This is a genomic window from Populibacterium corticicola (assembly GCF_042683685.1).
Classification (GTDB): Bacteria; Actinomycetota; Actinomycetes; order Actinomycetales; family Cellulomonadaceae; genus Timonella; species Timonella corticicola.
The window spans coordinates 210,906-226,263 of sequence record NZ_JBHUOP010000001.1; the positions used below are offsets into that span (position 1 = coordinate 210,906).

The following is a 15,358-nucleotide window of genomic DNA, read 5'->3' on the forward strand; positions in this document are numbered from 1 at the left end:
GAGACACGTGTCCAAGACAGAGTTGACCTCTGTAGGTCAGGACTACATCAAAGTGGTGTGGAGCCTCCAAGAATGGTCAGATCAGCCGGTCACCACCAAGGACCTGGCGGAACGCCTGGGAGTCGGTGCCTCGACCGTGTCTGAGACCGTGCGCCGTCTCGGGACTCAGGGATTGCTCGACCATGAACGGTACGGTGCAATCTCACTCACTGAACTTGGGCGCCAACATGCGCTCGACATGGTCCGGCGGCACCGACTCATCGAGACCTTCCTTGTCTCCGAACTCGGATACACGTGGGACGAAGTCCACGACGAGGCGGAAGTCCTCGAACATGCGGTGTCGGATCTCATGATTGACCGCATCGATGCCCGGCTTGGGTACCCCACGCGGGACCCGCACGGAGACCCGATCCCCAGTAAGGACCTCGTTCACGACCGTCCCAATGCGCTACCCCTCGCCAACCTCGAACAGGGGCAGACAGGCACGGTCAGCAGAATCTCCGACGAAGACCCTCAGGTTTTGCGCTACTTCGCCGAACTCGGGTTTGGACTCGACACGATCGTCACGATCACGCAGCGAAACGACGCCGTCGGTGTCATGAACATTGAATGGCGTCAGCACTCAGACAGCGATCCTCAACCACTCACCCTCGGACTTTTGGCGGCGCACGCCGTCTGGATTGAAGTAACACCCCAGTGACTCAGCAACATGGCTCGGGTTCAACCCAGAGCACCCCAACGCAGCAAAAACTCGCCCTCCTCGCACTCGCGCTCGGTGGTTTCACCATCGGGACAACCGAGTTCGCAACCATGGGTATTCTCACCAACATCGCGGACGGCCTTGAGGTGTCGATTCCGACTGCTGGCCACGCAATCACCGCGTACGCGCTCGGCGTGGTCATCGGGGCACCGGTCATAGCGGTCATGTCCGCCCGGATGTCCCGCTCGACGTTAGTGGCATGGCTCATGGGAGCCTATGCGGTTGCGAATATCCTCTCCGCTCTTGCCCCAAGCATGGGTCTGCTCATCCTTGGGCGCTTCATCGCAGGTTTACCGCACGGCGTGTTCTTCGGCGTTGGAGCAGTTGTCGGCACGGCTGTGGTCGGACAGGCCCGTCGCGGCCATGCGATGTCGATGATGCTCGGTGGCTTGACCATCGCGAATGTTATCGGTGTGCCGCTGTCTTCGTGGGTTGGCCAGAACCTCGGCTGGCAGGCGGCATTCGTCATCGTGGGTGTGCTTGGCTTCATCACGGTCGTGTCACTGGTCATGCTGCTGCCCAAGGTGCCACCAGCGCCAGGGGCGAACCCAGCCTCTGAACTCAAGGCGCTTAAGAACGGGCGCCTCTGGGCCATGTTCGTGGCTGCGGCGATCGGTTTTGGCGGCATGTTCACCGTATACTCCTACGTCAAACCGCTCGTGATGTACGAGGCCGGAATGGCTGAAGAACACGTACCGTTCGTTCTCGCGCTGTTTGGTCTGGGCATGACGTTTGGAACGTTCTTCGCCGGACGGCTCATGGACATCAACGTGGTGCGCACGGTCCAGGCTGGGTTCATCACAACGTCGGCATCCCTGATCTTCCTCGGCTTCGTGGAGGAACACGTGGTGCTCGTGCTGATTGCACTCTTCGCGGTAGGATTCACGTCGCAGTTGCTCGCACTGCCACTGCAGGGTCTCCTCATGGATCTGAGCCCCAAAGCCCCATCGCTCGGCGCGGCGCTGTGCCACTCCGCACTCAACACCGCGAATGCGAACGGTGCCTTCCTCGGCGGTCTGTTCATTACCTGGGGTCTTGGCTACACCTCACTCGCTTGGCTCGGACTTGGGTTGACTGTCATCGGTTTCGCACTCGTTGCCCTGTTCCTGCCCAGAAAGAAACCACGCGACTTGGACGCGTTGCTCGCCGAGTCTGAGTGACACCTTCCATCCGACCCGTCGCCAGTTAGGGGAGTGCAGGCCTTGCCATCAGGCGATTTCCAGAAATAGCCTCTACTGTGAGTTGTGGCGCGTGTTCAGCAGCGGGGCGGAGGGGTTTGCACCGACAGCGTAGAGCACCGCAGAAACATCTGTGCATCCCGCGAATCACTGAGGAGAAAGCCGTGTCAGAGGCGAGCCAGCACGATCTTGATGAGGAATTCGATTTTTCTGAGGAACTTGAGGCATCTAGGAGTATCAGCGATCGGACCTTCGGGTGGCTGCTCATCGTCTTGGGTGGCATCGCGTTTGCCGCCTCGATGGCGCTGTCGATTGAGAAGTACCTCAAACTGGCCAACCCTGACCATGAGGCCAGTTGCACGTTCAACCTGTTCCTTGACTGCGCCGATGCGATGGGTTCGGCTCAAGGGGCGATCTTCGGTTTCCCCAACCCGCTCATCGGTGTCTTCGCCTTCACCGTGGTGATTACCTCCGGTGTCGTTCTGGTGGCCGGAGCCCGATTGCCTCGTTGGTATTGGCTCTCGCTGCTGACCGGAACTGCTCTTGGCATGGCGATGATCGTGTTCCTCATGTTCACCTCCATCCACACGCTGCAGCGCCTGTGCCCCTACTGCATGGTTGTGTGGGCCGCGATGATCCCACTGTTCTGGTACCAGATCGTTCGGGCAGTTCAGGAACGTCACCTCAAGGTGTCAGATGGCCTGCGTACGCGTCTGATGCGTGACAAGCACCTGATCCTTCCCGTGTTCTATGTGCTGGTGCTTGTGTGGATTGCGCTCGGTATGGGTGGCGTGATCCTCGAGTACATCAACTCCTGACGGTTGTGTGTTTGCCTCGAACCACGTTTCGCAGTACGTAAGCGGAATGCAGAAATCTAAGGGCTCGTCGGCAATGAGTTGCCTTGCCCGTGGGCTTTAAGCCCACGGGCTGGGCGGGATCGTTCACAAGGACACAGATTGCCGACGATACGGTGCTTACCAGCGCCACCCACCTCTCAGCGTCGATCGGTTTACGGGCACTGAACGCCCAACTGATACAACGCGGCTCTTGAGCGATAATTTATGCAGGTCACACCCTAGGTTTGTGCGGATCTGGCGCGTAGTATGAACCCATGAGGAAACTTCTTGCGCTCGCGACGCTTTGCCTGATCGCAGCCGTGTCTGCGTGCGGTGGGGCATCGAGCGCGGGATCGTGTGCGGCCCCTCAGATCAATACTTCTGTGGGCCACGTCGCTTTGGGCGATCAGATCGTGATCCAGGGAAAGAACTATTTCGATGGATGCGGGGATTTTGGAAGTCACAACTCGCTGACGGGTCGCACTACCTACGAGGATGTGAGCCCGAGAACTGGCATCGAGGTCACCATCTCGCAGGAAGATGAGCCGGTCACCCAGTTCACCGCGGACGCCGATGAGTTTGGAGCGTGGGAAAAGAGCGTGGACATTACCGATGACTTTGTTATCGGATTCGCCGAAGTGTCGGCGGACGATGTGTTTTTTACGGCGTTTGGCGTAAACGAGAACTAGGCGGGGCGTAGCTCAGAGCCCGGAACGCTACCGAGTCAGAAAGTGTCGTAACTAGCCATCATGGATGCATAGTTACGACACTTTCTGACTCGGTACCGAAATCAATCACACGACTGTTACAGACAAAGTAGTGAAGCGGAGGGTAGGGGTGTCGCGGAGCAGACCCCTACCGCAAGGAAACGAATGCAGTTCGTAACAAACAGACGTTTGACCGCTGGCCCGGCTCACACATGCGTTTCATCACGCGGAAAATGGGCCCGGAGCAGGTGTTGGCGACTGTAAACTGGAACGCGTGAATACTCCAGACCAGACTTTGACGGGCGCCTCCGGCGCGCCAAGCAATGGTGAACCTGCATTCCGTTACAACGCTCAACTCGCGTCCGAGATCGAGTTGCGGTGGCAGGACCTATGGGACGAGCGCGGCACCTACTTCGCCGCTGACCCTGCCGGTGGTCTAGCCAACGGTCAGGGCGAGCACGCGGACCCGAAGAGCCCGTCGTTCTTTGTCATGGACATGTTCCCGTTCCCATCCGGTGCTGGTCTGCACGTGGGACACCCACTCGGCTATATCGCGACCGACGTTGTGGGTCGTTTCCGCCGCATGCGTGGAGACAACGTGCTGCACGCGATGGGCTTTGACGCGTTCGGGTTGCCAACCGAGCAGTTCGCTATTGCAACCGGACAGCACCCACGCGTGGCAACGGAGAACAACATCGCCAACATGAAGCGCCAGTTGCGCCGCATGGGATTGGCGCACGATCCGCGTCGTTCGTTTGCCACGACTGATATTGACTATGTGCGCTGGACGCAGTGGATCTTCCTGCAGATCTTCAACTCCTGGTATGACGCCGAAGCAATCAACCCGTTTGGCACCAAGGGCAAGGCCCGCCCCATTGCGGAACTTGAAGCAGAGTTCGCTGCTGGAGCCCGTGCGGTTCCTGAGGTTGCGGACGTTACCGAGGGCGCTGACTGGTCCGAGTTGAGCGTTGCCCAGAAGCGCGCGGTGTTGAACGAATACCGCCTCGCCTACGTTTCGCAGTCGCCAGTGAACTGGTGCCCGGGACTTGGAACCGTTTTGGCTAACGAGGAAGTGACCGCTGAGGGACGTTCCGAGCGCGGTAACTTCCCGGTCTTCCAGCGCGCCATGAACCAGTGGAACATGCGCATCACAGCATACGCTGACCGGTTGACCGATGATCTGGAGCACATCGACTGGCCGGACAAGGTGAAGTCGATGCAGCGCAACTGGGTTGGCCGCTCCGAGGGCGCGCACGTCACGTTCACCGCCGCTGGCGAGGATTTGACCGTGTTCACGACCCGTCCAGACACTCTGTTCGGGGCCACCTTCATGGTGGTTGCACCCGAGCACGCAATCTTGGACGAGCACATTCCAGATGCTTGGCCCGAAGGTACGCGGGATGCATGGACCGGTGGGTACGCTACGCCAGCCGAGGCAGTATCCGCATATCAGGCGGCCGCTGCGGCCAAAACCGCTGTGGAGCGCCAAGCCGGTGCCAAGGACAAGACCGGTGTATTCACCGGAATCTTCGCCACCAACCCGGTCAACGGTGCGCAGGTGCCAGTGTTCACCGCCGACTACGTCCTCATGGGATACGGAACCGGCGCGATCATGGCTGTTCCCGGTGGAGACGAGCGTGACTTCGCGTTCGCGCAGGCCTTCGACCTAGACGTGATCTACACCGTGCAACCACCAGAGGGCTTCTCCGGTGATGAGGCCTGGACCGGAGACGGCGCTGTCATCAACTCGTCCAACGACGAGTTGGACTTGAACGGCAAGAACGTTGACGCTGCCAAGTCCGAGATGATCGCATGGCTCGAAGCCAAGGGATTCGGAACCGGCACTACAACGTACCGCCTGCGTGACTGGCTGTTCAGCCGCCAGCGTTACTGGGGCGAACCGTTCCCCATCGTGTTCGACGAAAACGACCAGCCCATCGCGCTGCCAGACTCCGCGCTGCCAGTTGCACTGCCGGACACCCCGGACTTCCAGCCGCGCACCTTCGACCCAGAAGACGCGGACTCCTCGCCAGAGCCACCACTCGGACGCAACGACGACTGGGTGTACGTGGAACTCGACCTGGGCGATGGCCCAAAGAAGTACCGCCGCGAAACCAGTACCATGCCCAACTGGGCCGGTTCATGCTGGTACTACCTGCGTTACCTCGACCCTACAAACAATGGTGCGGACGCAACCCTGCCCGTGGCAGCAGACCTCGACCGGTACTGGCTTGGCCCAGACCACAACGAGTCCGCTGGCGCAGCCGGTGGTGTCGACCTGTACGTTGGCGGTGTTGAGCACGCTGTGCTGCACCTGCTGTATGCACGGTTCTGGCACAAGGTGCTGTTCGACCTTGGACACGTTTCCTCAGTTGAGCCGTTCCACAAACTGTTCAACCAGGGATACATTCAGGCATTCGCATACACCGACGCGCGCGGGCAGTATGTACCAGCAGCCGAGGTGGAGGGTGATGAGCAGTCCGGTTTCACCTGGAACGGCGAACCCGTCAACCGCGAGTACGGCAAGATGGGCAAGTCGCTGAAGAACATCGTCACCCCAGACGACATGTACGAGGCATACGGCGCCGACACCTTCCGCGTGTACGAGATGTCGATGGGTCCACTGGACCTGTCCCGTCCGTGGGAGACCCGTGCGGTGGTTGGCGCGCAGCGCTTCCTGCAGCGTCTGTGGCGCAACGTGTTGAACGAGGAGACCGGTGAACTCGCCATCACCGAGGATGAAGCCGACCTTGAGACCAAGCGCAAGTTGCACCGCGCCTTCAAGGATGTTGCCGAGGAGATGGAGGGCATGCGCGTCAACACTGCAATTGCCAAGCTCATCGAACTCAACAACTATCTGACCGGGTTGGATGTCGTACCGCGTGAAGCTGCGGAGGGTATCGTGATCATGGTTGCGCCCGTCGCGCCACACATTGCTGAGGAACTGTGGGCCAAGCTCGGACACTCCGATTCGGTTGTATACCAGCCGTTCCCGACCGCCATCGACGAGTATCTGGTGGAGGACACCGTCACCTGCATCTTCCAGGTCAAGGGCAAGGTTCGCGGTAAGGCCGAAGTGTCACCATCCGCAACCGACGCCGAACTGGAAGCCCTCGCATTGGCCGATATTGGAGTGCAGCGCACCCTCGCCGGTGCGGGTATCCGCAAGGTCATCGTGCGTGCTCCAAAGCTCGTGAACATCGTTCCCGAGTAATAGGGTTTGCTGGCATAACCCACACGCTGGGACTGGCGGCTGCACCGTGAAGTGAGTGTCGTCGGCAATGGGTGCGTTAAAGAAAATCTTTTAGCAACCGCGCTCCGGGTGCAGAATCGCGATTCTGCACCCGGAGCGTCTCGCGTGAAAGCGGGCGTGTGCATTGTCAGCGGGTCCGGGTAGAGTCGGACACGGCCTGATTTACTTCTCCGAGAGGTCTCTTATGGGTGTTGTAAGTTCTGAGATCGCAGTTGCGCGGCGCGCCTTCGCGCGGCCCACGCTCGCGCTCCTCAATAAAACCTACGCACCGGTTGTCATAGCGTTGTTTGCGGCTATTTTTGGCCCCAACCGCAAGAGTGTTCCCGCTGATCAGTTCCATATTGAAGTGTCGGATCACTTAGATGAACTGCGCCTGCTTGACGACGATTCCCTCCCTGAGATGTCGGCGCGCAAGTTGGCATCGAACTGGGTTCGCGACAGGTGGCTGGTTCGGTCCGTGAATGACAGCGGGCAGGAGCAGTATGCGCTGACGTCGAACGCTCAGGAAGCATTGGATTTCGTGTCGCGGTCCGCGGGGGAGCGTTCCTACGTGTCCGAGTCCCGGATCCGTACGCTGCTTGATACCGTCGAACGTTTTGCTCTTGATGCGCAACCTGACCGGCAAAAACGTATCCGGGCGTTAAACATGCAGATCAGGACTCTCACGGCGGAGAAGAAGCGCCTTGAAGCGGGCGGCGAGATCGAACCGACCTCGGCGGAACGCATGGAGGAGCAGTTCGACAACGTGAAGTACCTGGTCCGTGAGTTGCCTGCGGACTTCACTCGCGTGGCCGAGTCAATCAAGGATCTGCAGCGTACGATTCTGGCGCAACTACGTCAGGACGAGCGGCCCACGGGTGAGGTTTTGGCTGAATACTTGGCTGCCTCCGAAAACCTGCTGGAGCAAACCAACGAGGGCAAGGCGTTCACGGGTGCGCTGGAGCTCTTGAAAAGCGATGAGCTCTTGGGACAGTTGGACGCGTCGATTGAGGCGATCTTGTCGCACCCGTTTGCCCGGGAACTGAGTTCGCGTGAGCGCGAGTCATTCCGAGCCATCAAGTCCACAGTTCTTGAGGCACTCGGCGTTGTACTCGCTGAACAACAGCGTGCTTCGCGCACGTTGACCGCCCAGATCAGGAACCACAATCCGCTGCGAGACCGCGAACTGGACGATGCCCTCCGATCAGCGGTCCTGGCGTTGACCGAGTGGTTCCCAGGGACCGGACGAGGCGAACCTGTTGAGGCTCTGACCCGGTTTGAGCGTGCCAACTTTGGGCGGTTGCGCACCGGGCTGCACGACCTCCACGACGATGCTCCACCAGAGGCGATTGCGCAGAACTCGGACGTGGAAATCTCCGGGCTGGAACTCGAAGAAATCATTGCGATGGGTGGACCGCGGCATCGGGAACTGCTCGAACATGTGAGTGCGCTGCTTGATGAGGCAGACCGTGAACTGACCGTGGCGCAGGCGTTTACCCAGGGATCCGACAACCTGAAACGACCCGTCGAGATTCTCGGGTACCAAGAAATTGCTGCATCCGGTGAAACGAGTGGCGAGCCAGACCTTGAACTTGGCAGGCTCGAGTCCGGCGGCGTCGAAGAGCAGCCTGCGCCACTCGAACGAGTCATCGCGATCAGAGCAGACGGAACGACCCGCGAGTTCATCGTTCCACGCCAAACCATTCACCACCCCGCACGCGTTCCAGCGCACGATGTGCAGGCTGACTCCCTACCGATAGAGGTCACCAATGACTGAGCAGTTCACAGACACCGGGGCGAATATGGATGGTGGCACGGGCTCCTCGGACGCAGAGGAATCCGTGGATGCGGTGCAGCAGACTGACGCTGAGCAGAATGCGGCTGCTGCTCAGGTAGCGGAGACTGTGCGGGGTGCGGACGGGGAATCTCTCGGCGCGTTCAATGAGACTCCGGCACTCGAAGAAGACCAGTCGTTCCTATTTCCTGGCGACAAGGGGCAACTCGAATACGACGCGCGGCGAGTGTTTGCGCTGCTGCTGCAACGCCGATTCATCGAGGCAGCCGAAGATAAATGGGCGTGGGACACCATCCTCAGGCATCAGAACCTGCTTGAGTCGCGGTTCCATGACATGTTCCTCGGACTCGTGGTGGACCGGGAGTACGGGGTCGCGTACAAGACCCAGATACGACAAGAAGAGTTAAACATCCCGATTCTTTTGCGTGACGACTCCTACAAGCGGGCCGAGACCGTCATCCTGATCTACCTGCGCTCCACGTTCCGGCAGCAGGTTGGAATGGGTGAGGGAGCAGCGTTCGTTGACCGCGATGACTTGGTTAACCACGCGATGAGTTTCTTCGCCTCAGACGAAACCAACCTAGCGGCACGCCAGCGTGAGGTAGGTGCAGGAATTGACCAGTTGGCTCGTGAAGGAATCCTGAAAGAAGCATCGCAGGAACGCTACCGGATCTCACCGATCATCGAGGTGCTCATGCCACTCGACCGGATTCAAGAGTTGACTGCGTGGATCGAGCAGCGTTTAGCGGCGGGTGTAACGTCCGTGGCTGACGACAGCGAAGACGATGACCTTGAGAACGACTTGGTGGACTCAGTCGTGGTTGAAGAGGTCGGGTTTGATCTTGAGGAGGCCGGCGTGCATGAGCCATTGGTTGAACTTGCTGGTGATAACGAAACTGTAGGTGCTGGCGGAAAGCACGCTGCCGGTGATGTGCCCAACGCTGATGAAGAGCCAAGCGTGCTTGATGGGCTGAGTGGTGTTGACACGTCCGATGCCGTAGACCTGCAGGAAGTAGGGGACTGAAACCAATGACCTTTGACAACACTCTCTTTGGGCTCATTCCGCAGGCCTCCACCGGGCAACAGTGGGTTGCGCTGTCGATGCAGATGGTGAACTGGGGTGGGTACCACGGATACCATCAGGTCCCATTTCACCCAGACGGAACGCTCATCTCCGGTGGCTCCGGTACCGGTAAGTCCACGCTGCTCGACGCATACATTGCGCTGATGATGCCGCACACCACGCCGTTCAATGGCGCATCAAACGGGGCAACGACTGGTCGCGCACGATCCAAGGACCAGCGCAACATCCTGTCCTACGTTCGTGGAAAGGTGGATGACCAGCGCGATCTCGACACCGATACGCTGCGAGACACCGTTTTGCGTGGCGACAAGAGCGACACGTGGTCCGCGATCGCCATGACCTGGCGGGACCAGTCGAAACAACTGTTCACTGCGGTCCGTATCTTCTATGTGCCCAAGGGTGCGACCAAGAACGAGGACTGCACATTCCGCCGCGCAGTCATTAACGGCTCCATCGACCTGCGGGTTCTCGAGCAGTATGCGGTAGGGAAGTTTGCGCCCGGTATCTTGTCTGGCACGCTGGGCATGCAGGTACTCGACACCGACTCCGCTTTTATTGCGAAACTCCAGTCTGTGCTCGGTATTGGTGCACACGGTGACGGCGATAAAGCTCTACAACTTCTTGCGCGTATTCAGGCCGGTCAACAGATTTCAACCGTCGATGCCCTATACAAGCAGATGGTTCTTGAGGAACCAGAGACGTTCCGCATCGCTGATGATGCGATTGCACACTTTGACGAGCTGACCGCGGTGCGTTCCGAGATGATTCGCGCCGAAGAGCAGGTCACGATGCTGCGCCCAATCCTCGAACTGCGCGAGAAACGTCAAGCCGCGCTGGAAAAAGCTGCACTTATCAATGATTTGGGTGCATTGCAGGGCAGCGGGACGACCAGTGACGGTGCAGTATCGGCCTTTAGTCTGTGGCGGGACCGAAATTCCCTCGACCTGATCACGGTTGAAGAGAACGACAATCGCACATCCTACGCCGAAGCCAAAGCAGCGAAGGTATCTGCCGGTGCTGCTATTTCCTCGCATGACGCGCAACTAGAGATCGTGCGCGATAACCAGCGTAAGAGCGGTGGCGACCAGATCGAGGCTCTGAACCGTGAGGTCACGACGGCGGAGAACGCTCTGAGTTCCGCGCAGTCGGAGCGTGCGAAGTTTGATAAACACCTTGCCGTGACTGGACTCGATATCACGAAGAAGTCCGAGTTCGATTCGATGATGCGTATGGCCGGTCAAGAGATCGATGAGGCCGAGGGCGCAGCACAGCGTCGCCGTGCGGCTGAGTACGATGCGATGCACGTGCTGAAATCTCTTGAACAAGAGCGGGAACAGGCCAAGCACGAGATCGGGTTGCTGCGCACGGTCAAGGGAAACATTCCGTTTGAGTTGCAGGAGGCTCGCGGACTCTTTGCAGATGCAATGGGAGTGTCACCCGAAGAACTCCCATTCGTTGGCGAACTGATCGACTTGCGTCCAGAATATGAGGGCTGGCGCGATGCTATCGGTTTGGCGCTTGGTGGTTTCGCCACCACGATCCTGGTGGACCAAGATCGGCTGTCCGACTTCCGGATCGCGATCAACTCGATCCGCACACAGCGTCGAGTTTCGTTCGAGGGTGTGGAAGTAGGGCTTCGCATTGACGAACCCACTGACAGGTATGTGCTTCCGGGGCGTTTGGAGTACAAGCACACAGGATTCACCGGGTGGCTCATTGAACGCCTAGATCAGCAGTTCGGGTTTGTGTGCGTTACTGATGCATCCGAGTTGGGCGCGCATAAGAAGGCACTGACTCAGAGCGGCCAGATTTCGCAGGGTGCGCGCGGAGCACACGGCGGTCAGGGTCAACGTTCCGTGATCGGTTTCTCCAACGAGGGTCGGATCAAGGAACTCGCCGCACGGTTGGAGGAACTGGACAGCAAGATCGTTGATGCGCGGGCAATGGTTGAGTCGGTTACCTCTGCCTCCGACGCTCAGCAGGCTCGGGTCGAGGCATTCCGGCGACTGGTCGATTTCTCGTGGCCAAGCATTGACGTTGCTGGCGCACAATCCACAGTTGAAGCGAAACACAAGCAACTGTCAGCGCTGATTGACGGTAACGATGTGTTGGCCGCCTTGAAAAAGGAAGAGAAAGAACTCCTTGCCGAACTTGAGCGCCAGCGTAAGGTCTTTGCCCGCGCCGAGGCCAGCATGGAAGCGCTCGAAGCTGAATACGAGCATCTCGTGGATATGGAAGATGCGGCAAAAGACGCCATTGAAGCCGCTGAAGAAGCAGGTTTCGAAGTGTCTGCGGCTCAAGAGACCTACCTACTGGATCACATCAACCGGGTGTCGGACGGTAACTGGCAGAGCACGCTCAAGGACTTTGAACGGGCCATTGATCTCGTACTGATCGATATTAAGCACGATCAGAGCACCGCTGACGGTACGGCGGCAACCGCTGGGAACGAACTCGTCCGTATCTTTGATCGGTTCCGTGAAACGTGGCCTAACCCGAATCTCGGTGGTGACCCAGACAAGAGTTTTGACGACTACGCCCGTATCCTTGAGGAACTGGAGCACCAGAAACTCTATGCAATCAAGGAAAAGTGGAACCGCAACGTTACCCGTTTGTCTGGTCAGGAGTTCACTCGCCTCAATGGACAGATGACCCAAGCAATCGACCAGATTCGGGTGCGTATGGCACCGGTCAACGAGATCCTGTGGGAACTTCCGTTCCAAGACGATCAGCATCGTCTACGAATCTCCGCGAAGTCCACTGACTCGTTGGATATCAAATCGTTCCGTAAGCAACTGCGTGAACTCGCGAGCGATGTTGAGGGTGAACAGACCCTTAAGCAGCGTGAAGCACGGTATCGCAAGATCGCCGATCTGCTGGCGCGTATCCGCCCCGAATCTGCCGAACGTCGTCGACTCATTGACGTGCGTGAGCACGTGCGGATTGAAGCGCTAAAGGTTGACCTGCAGGGTAACGAGGTGTCCGTGTTTGACCACATCGCCGGTAAATCCGGTGGTGAAAGCCAAGAACTTGTCGCCTTCATCGTGGGTTCGGCGCTGCGCTACCAACTTGGTGACTCGGATGCGGAGCGGCCACGCTATGCACCAGTGTTCCTTGACGAGGCCTTCATTAAGGCGGACTCGCGGTTTGCCGGACGTGCTGTCACCGCATGGCAGGGACTTGGGTTCCAACTCATCGTTGGTGCGCCGCTTGATAAGGTGTCGGCACTTGAACCGCACATGGCCCTGTTGATTCAGACCGTGAAGAACTCCGAGGGGCACACACACCTGCGGGGAGCGATCGCCGCTGACTCTGCGGTACATTTCAACTCCGACACGGGCGCGAGTGACACTGGTACAAGCCCCGAACGGGAACCTGCTTCGGCGGGTGTACAGGAGTAAGCATACGTACCTCGTCGAGACAGCCAGAACATTAAAGCAGTCAGTTGTCTTGTTCTATGTGGAAAGATAACTGGGCATCTCAGCCTTGAGGCGAATGAGAAGAGAGCCTTCGATGTCGTGACAGGGCCAAATCCTGCTCCCTATCGCCGAATCGAGCAGGAACGCATACCGTTGGATGATGCACGTGAGGCGCTGCGTGCGGTTATCGGCGACTTAGCTGGCGGAGAAACAGCCGGAAGTGGTCAAGGCTCAGAATGATGGAGGGGTAGTGGGGGAAAGCGTTCACCTTGGCAAGCAGAGAACGTTGATTGTTACGGACTCAACCGCTTCTATTCCGCAGGAACTGTGGTCCACCCCGCACCTAGAGATCGTGAATCTCCACGTTATCCATGGCGGTGAGAGTTTTGAGGAGAACGCGGAACTACTCCCGGAACACTGCGCCGAACTTGTGGAACGTCATGTTGAACTGTCAACGTCGCAGCCGCCACGCTCCGCTTTCGAAGAGGTGTTTTCCAGGGCTTTTGCCGAAGGCTACGCCCATGTCGTTGGTATGTTCATCCCTCAGGTTCTTTCTGGCACCGAGGACACAGCGCGAACAGTGGCAACTCAATGGCCGGGCAAGGTCCATATCGTTAGTTCACGAACTACGGGGATGGCGTTGGGGTTAACCGTTCTCCAAGGTGCACGTGCTGCACGTGAGGGGATGCTTGCTCGCGAGATTGTTTCCCTGCTCAAAGATGCTACGCAAGGTTCGGGAGCCTACTTCATGGTTGACTCGCTCGATCATTTGCGACGTGGCGGTAGGCTGGGCGCGACTGCCGCTGCCGTGGGCACGGTGCTTGGCCTCAAACCGGTTCTTGCAATGAGCAAGGATGGGCATATTGAGGTTGTGTCTAAGGAACGTAGCCGTTCTCATGCGATCAGGTTCTTGCACGCTAAAGCTGTCGAGGCAACGGAATCTGGTGCCATAGAGCTGGGCGTTCATTACTTCGGCGATCCGAACCGAGCCCATAAGCTCGCGGAGAAACTCAGGCAGGAGACGTCCGCCCGCATATATGTAAGCCCTGCCTCCGCGGTTCTTGGCGTTCACGTCGGTCCAGGGATGCTCGCCGTCACCTACGCTTGATCTGTTTTCACAAACTGTCGGGACGTGCTAGACAGACTCGTTATCCACTGTTTGACACCGCGATGGAGCCGATGGGGTGGAGCACATGACAGTGTTGCCGTGTGTCCGAAAGCATCGAAACCCGGCTTGAACGCCTTACCGCCCCGGTTCCCGCAGATCCAAGAACGAGTCTCGCCTCAGGTGAGTTGTCGGGTCTCGGTGTTCCCGCGAGTTCGATTGCCGACGATACCCTCCCTCGTTCCCCCAGATCTGCCATCGGTGATGATCGGCCTGTGGGTGAGGGATTGGAATCTCTGACATGGCAGGTGCCAGACGCGGAACCAGGACAAGTTCCCGTGACTACAGCGGTCCAGCGACGCGTCGTGGAAGCCTATACGGGGTTGCACGGGCATCCGCTTGAGCATGATGGCCGCACGGCAGCGGCGCAGCGCAGGTCACGCTGGAAGCTCTCGCTCAGGTCTGGGGTATCGCTCATCCTGCTGATCACCGTCATGGTGGCGATAGTGCTCAGCCTCGAGTCATGGAACAGGGCTGAGGTTTCCCGAGAACTTGGGCAAGATCAGCGAGAAGTGGCAGCGACGGACGGGTCGCACGGTGAGAATGTGGCTGCGGAGGTGGAGGGCTTTCACATCGAAGCGGATTCGGGTGAAGGAGGCCGCAACGAAGTTGAGGAGGACCCAACACCTGCGGACGCTGGAGAACCGTCAGCACTTACCGTGTTTGTTCACGTTGCAGGGCAGGTAGTCAGCCCTGGGCTGTATGAGCTTCCTGTGGATGCTCGGGTATATGACGCGATTGAAGCGGCTGGTGGACCCACCGACTCAGCGGACACGGACGCGATCAATCTGGCGAGCCCACTCATCGATGGGCAGCAACTATTTGTTCCGAAACCTGGTGAACTGCCTCCGCCAATGGATACTGCGAACGGCCAAGCGCTCGATGGGCAGCTTTCACAGGACAGCACCGCAACCTCCGTTAACCCAACTGGTACTGGAGCCGCTTCGGGTGGAGGCAGGGTCAACATCAATACCGCGACTGCGGAGCAACTCGATACCCTTCCAGGGGTGGGACCCGCAATTGCCCAGCGAATCATTGAGTTCAGGGAAACGCACGGCGGCTTTACCACGGTTACTGACTTGCGGTCAGTGTCCGGAATCGGACCTGCGATGATGCGTAAACTTCAGGACCTCGTGACTGTTGATGGGCCGTAGCCGTGTCACGTGACTTTCGCCTGGTTCC

Annotated in this window: 11 protein-coding genes; all 11 read left to right on the plus strand. The window is 58.6% G+C overall.

Features of this window, described 5'->3' with window-relative positions; all coding sequences use genetic code 11:
• Nucleotides 1–7: 7 nt before the first annotated feature.
• Nucleotides 8–700, plus strand: coding sequence for a metal-dependent transcriptional regulator (locus ACFSYH_RS00940; protein WP_377464565.1), 693 nt, complete (start codon nucleotides 8–10; stop codon nucleotides 698–700).
• Nucleotides 697–1,920, plus strand: coding sequence for an MFS transporter (locus tag ACFSYH_RS00945; protein ID WP_377464566.1), 1,224 nt, complete (start codon nucleotides 697–699; stop codon nucleotides 1,918–1,920). Before ACFSYH_RS00940 ends, ACFSYH_RS00945 begins: the two co-directional genes overlap by 4 nt.
• A 182-nt stretch (nucleotides 1,921–2,102) precedes the next feature.
• A complete protein-coding gene (locus ACFSYH_RS00950; RefSeq protein WP_377464567.1) occupies nucleotides 2,103–2,756 on the plus strand; it encodes a vitamin K epoxide reductase family protein in 654 nt (217 codons plus the stop codon).
• Nucleotides 2,757–3,049: 293 nt separating this feature from the next.
• Nucleotides 3,050–3,463 (plus strand): hypothetical protein, encoded by a 414-nt coding sequence (locus ACFSYH_RS00955; RefSeq protein ID WP_377464568.1) that lies wholly within the window; start codon nucleotides 3,050–3,052, stop codon nucleotides 3,461–3,463.
• A gap of 292 nt (nucleotides 3,464–3,755) precedes the next feature.
• Nucleotides 3,756–6,695, plus strand: a complete 2,940-nt coding sequence (gene leuS / locus ACFSYH_RS00960; protein WP_377464569.1) for a leucine--tRNA ligase — start codon at nucleotides 3,756–3,758, stop codon at nucleotides 6,693–6,695.
• A 223-nt stretch (nucleotides 6,696–6,918) separates the two neighbouring features.
• Nucleotides 6,919–8,490 (plus strand): DUF3375 domain-containing protein, encoded by a 1,572-nt coding sequence (locus ACFSYH_RS00965; RefSeq protein ID WP_377464570.1) that lies wholly within the window; start codon nucleotides 6,919–6,921, stop codon nucleotides 8,488–8,490.
• Entirely contained in the window at nucleotides 8,483–9,532 is a 1,050-nt protein-coding gene (locus ACFSYH_RS00970; protein WP_377464571.1) for a DUF4194 domain-containing protein, read from the plus strand. Before ACFSYH_RS00965 ends, ACFSYH_RS00970 begins: the two co-directional genes overlap by 8 nt.
• Before the next feature lie 5 nt (nucleotides 9,533–9,537).
• A complete protein-coding gene (locus tag ACFSYH_RS00975) occupies nucleotides 9,538–12,993 on the plus strand; it encodes an ATP-binding protein (protein WP_377464573.1) in 3,456 nt (1,151 codons plus the stop codon).
• 117 nt (nucleotides 12,994–13,110) lie between these two features.
• Entirely contained in the window at nucleotides 13,111–13,251 is a 141-nt protein-coding gene (locus ACFSYH_RS00980) for a hypothetical protein (protein ID WP_377464574.1), read from the plus strand.
• Nucleotides 13,252–13,261: 10 nt separating this feature from the next.
• Entirely contained in the window at nucleotides 13,262–14,119 is an 858-nt protein-coding gene (locus tag ACFSYH_RS00985) for a DegV family protein (RefSeq protein WP_377464576.1), read from the plus strand.
• A 101-nt stretch (nucleotides 14,120–14,220) separates the two neighbouring features.
• Nucleotides 14,221–15,330 carry a helix-hairpin-helix domain-containing protein gene (locus tag ACFSYH_RS00990; RefSeq protein ID WP_377464577.1) on the plus strand — a complete coding sequence of 370 codons (1,110 nt, stop codon included), beginning with the start codon at nucleotides 14,221–14,223 and terminating at the stop codon, nucleotides 15,328–15,330.
• Nucleotides 15,331–15,358: the final 28 nt, after the last annotated feature.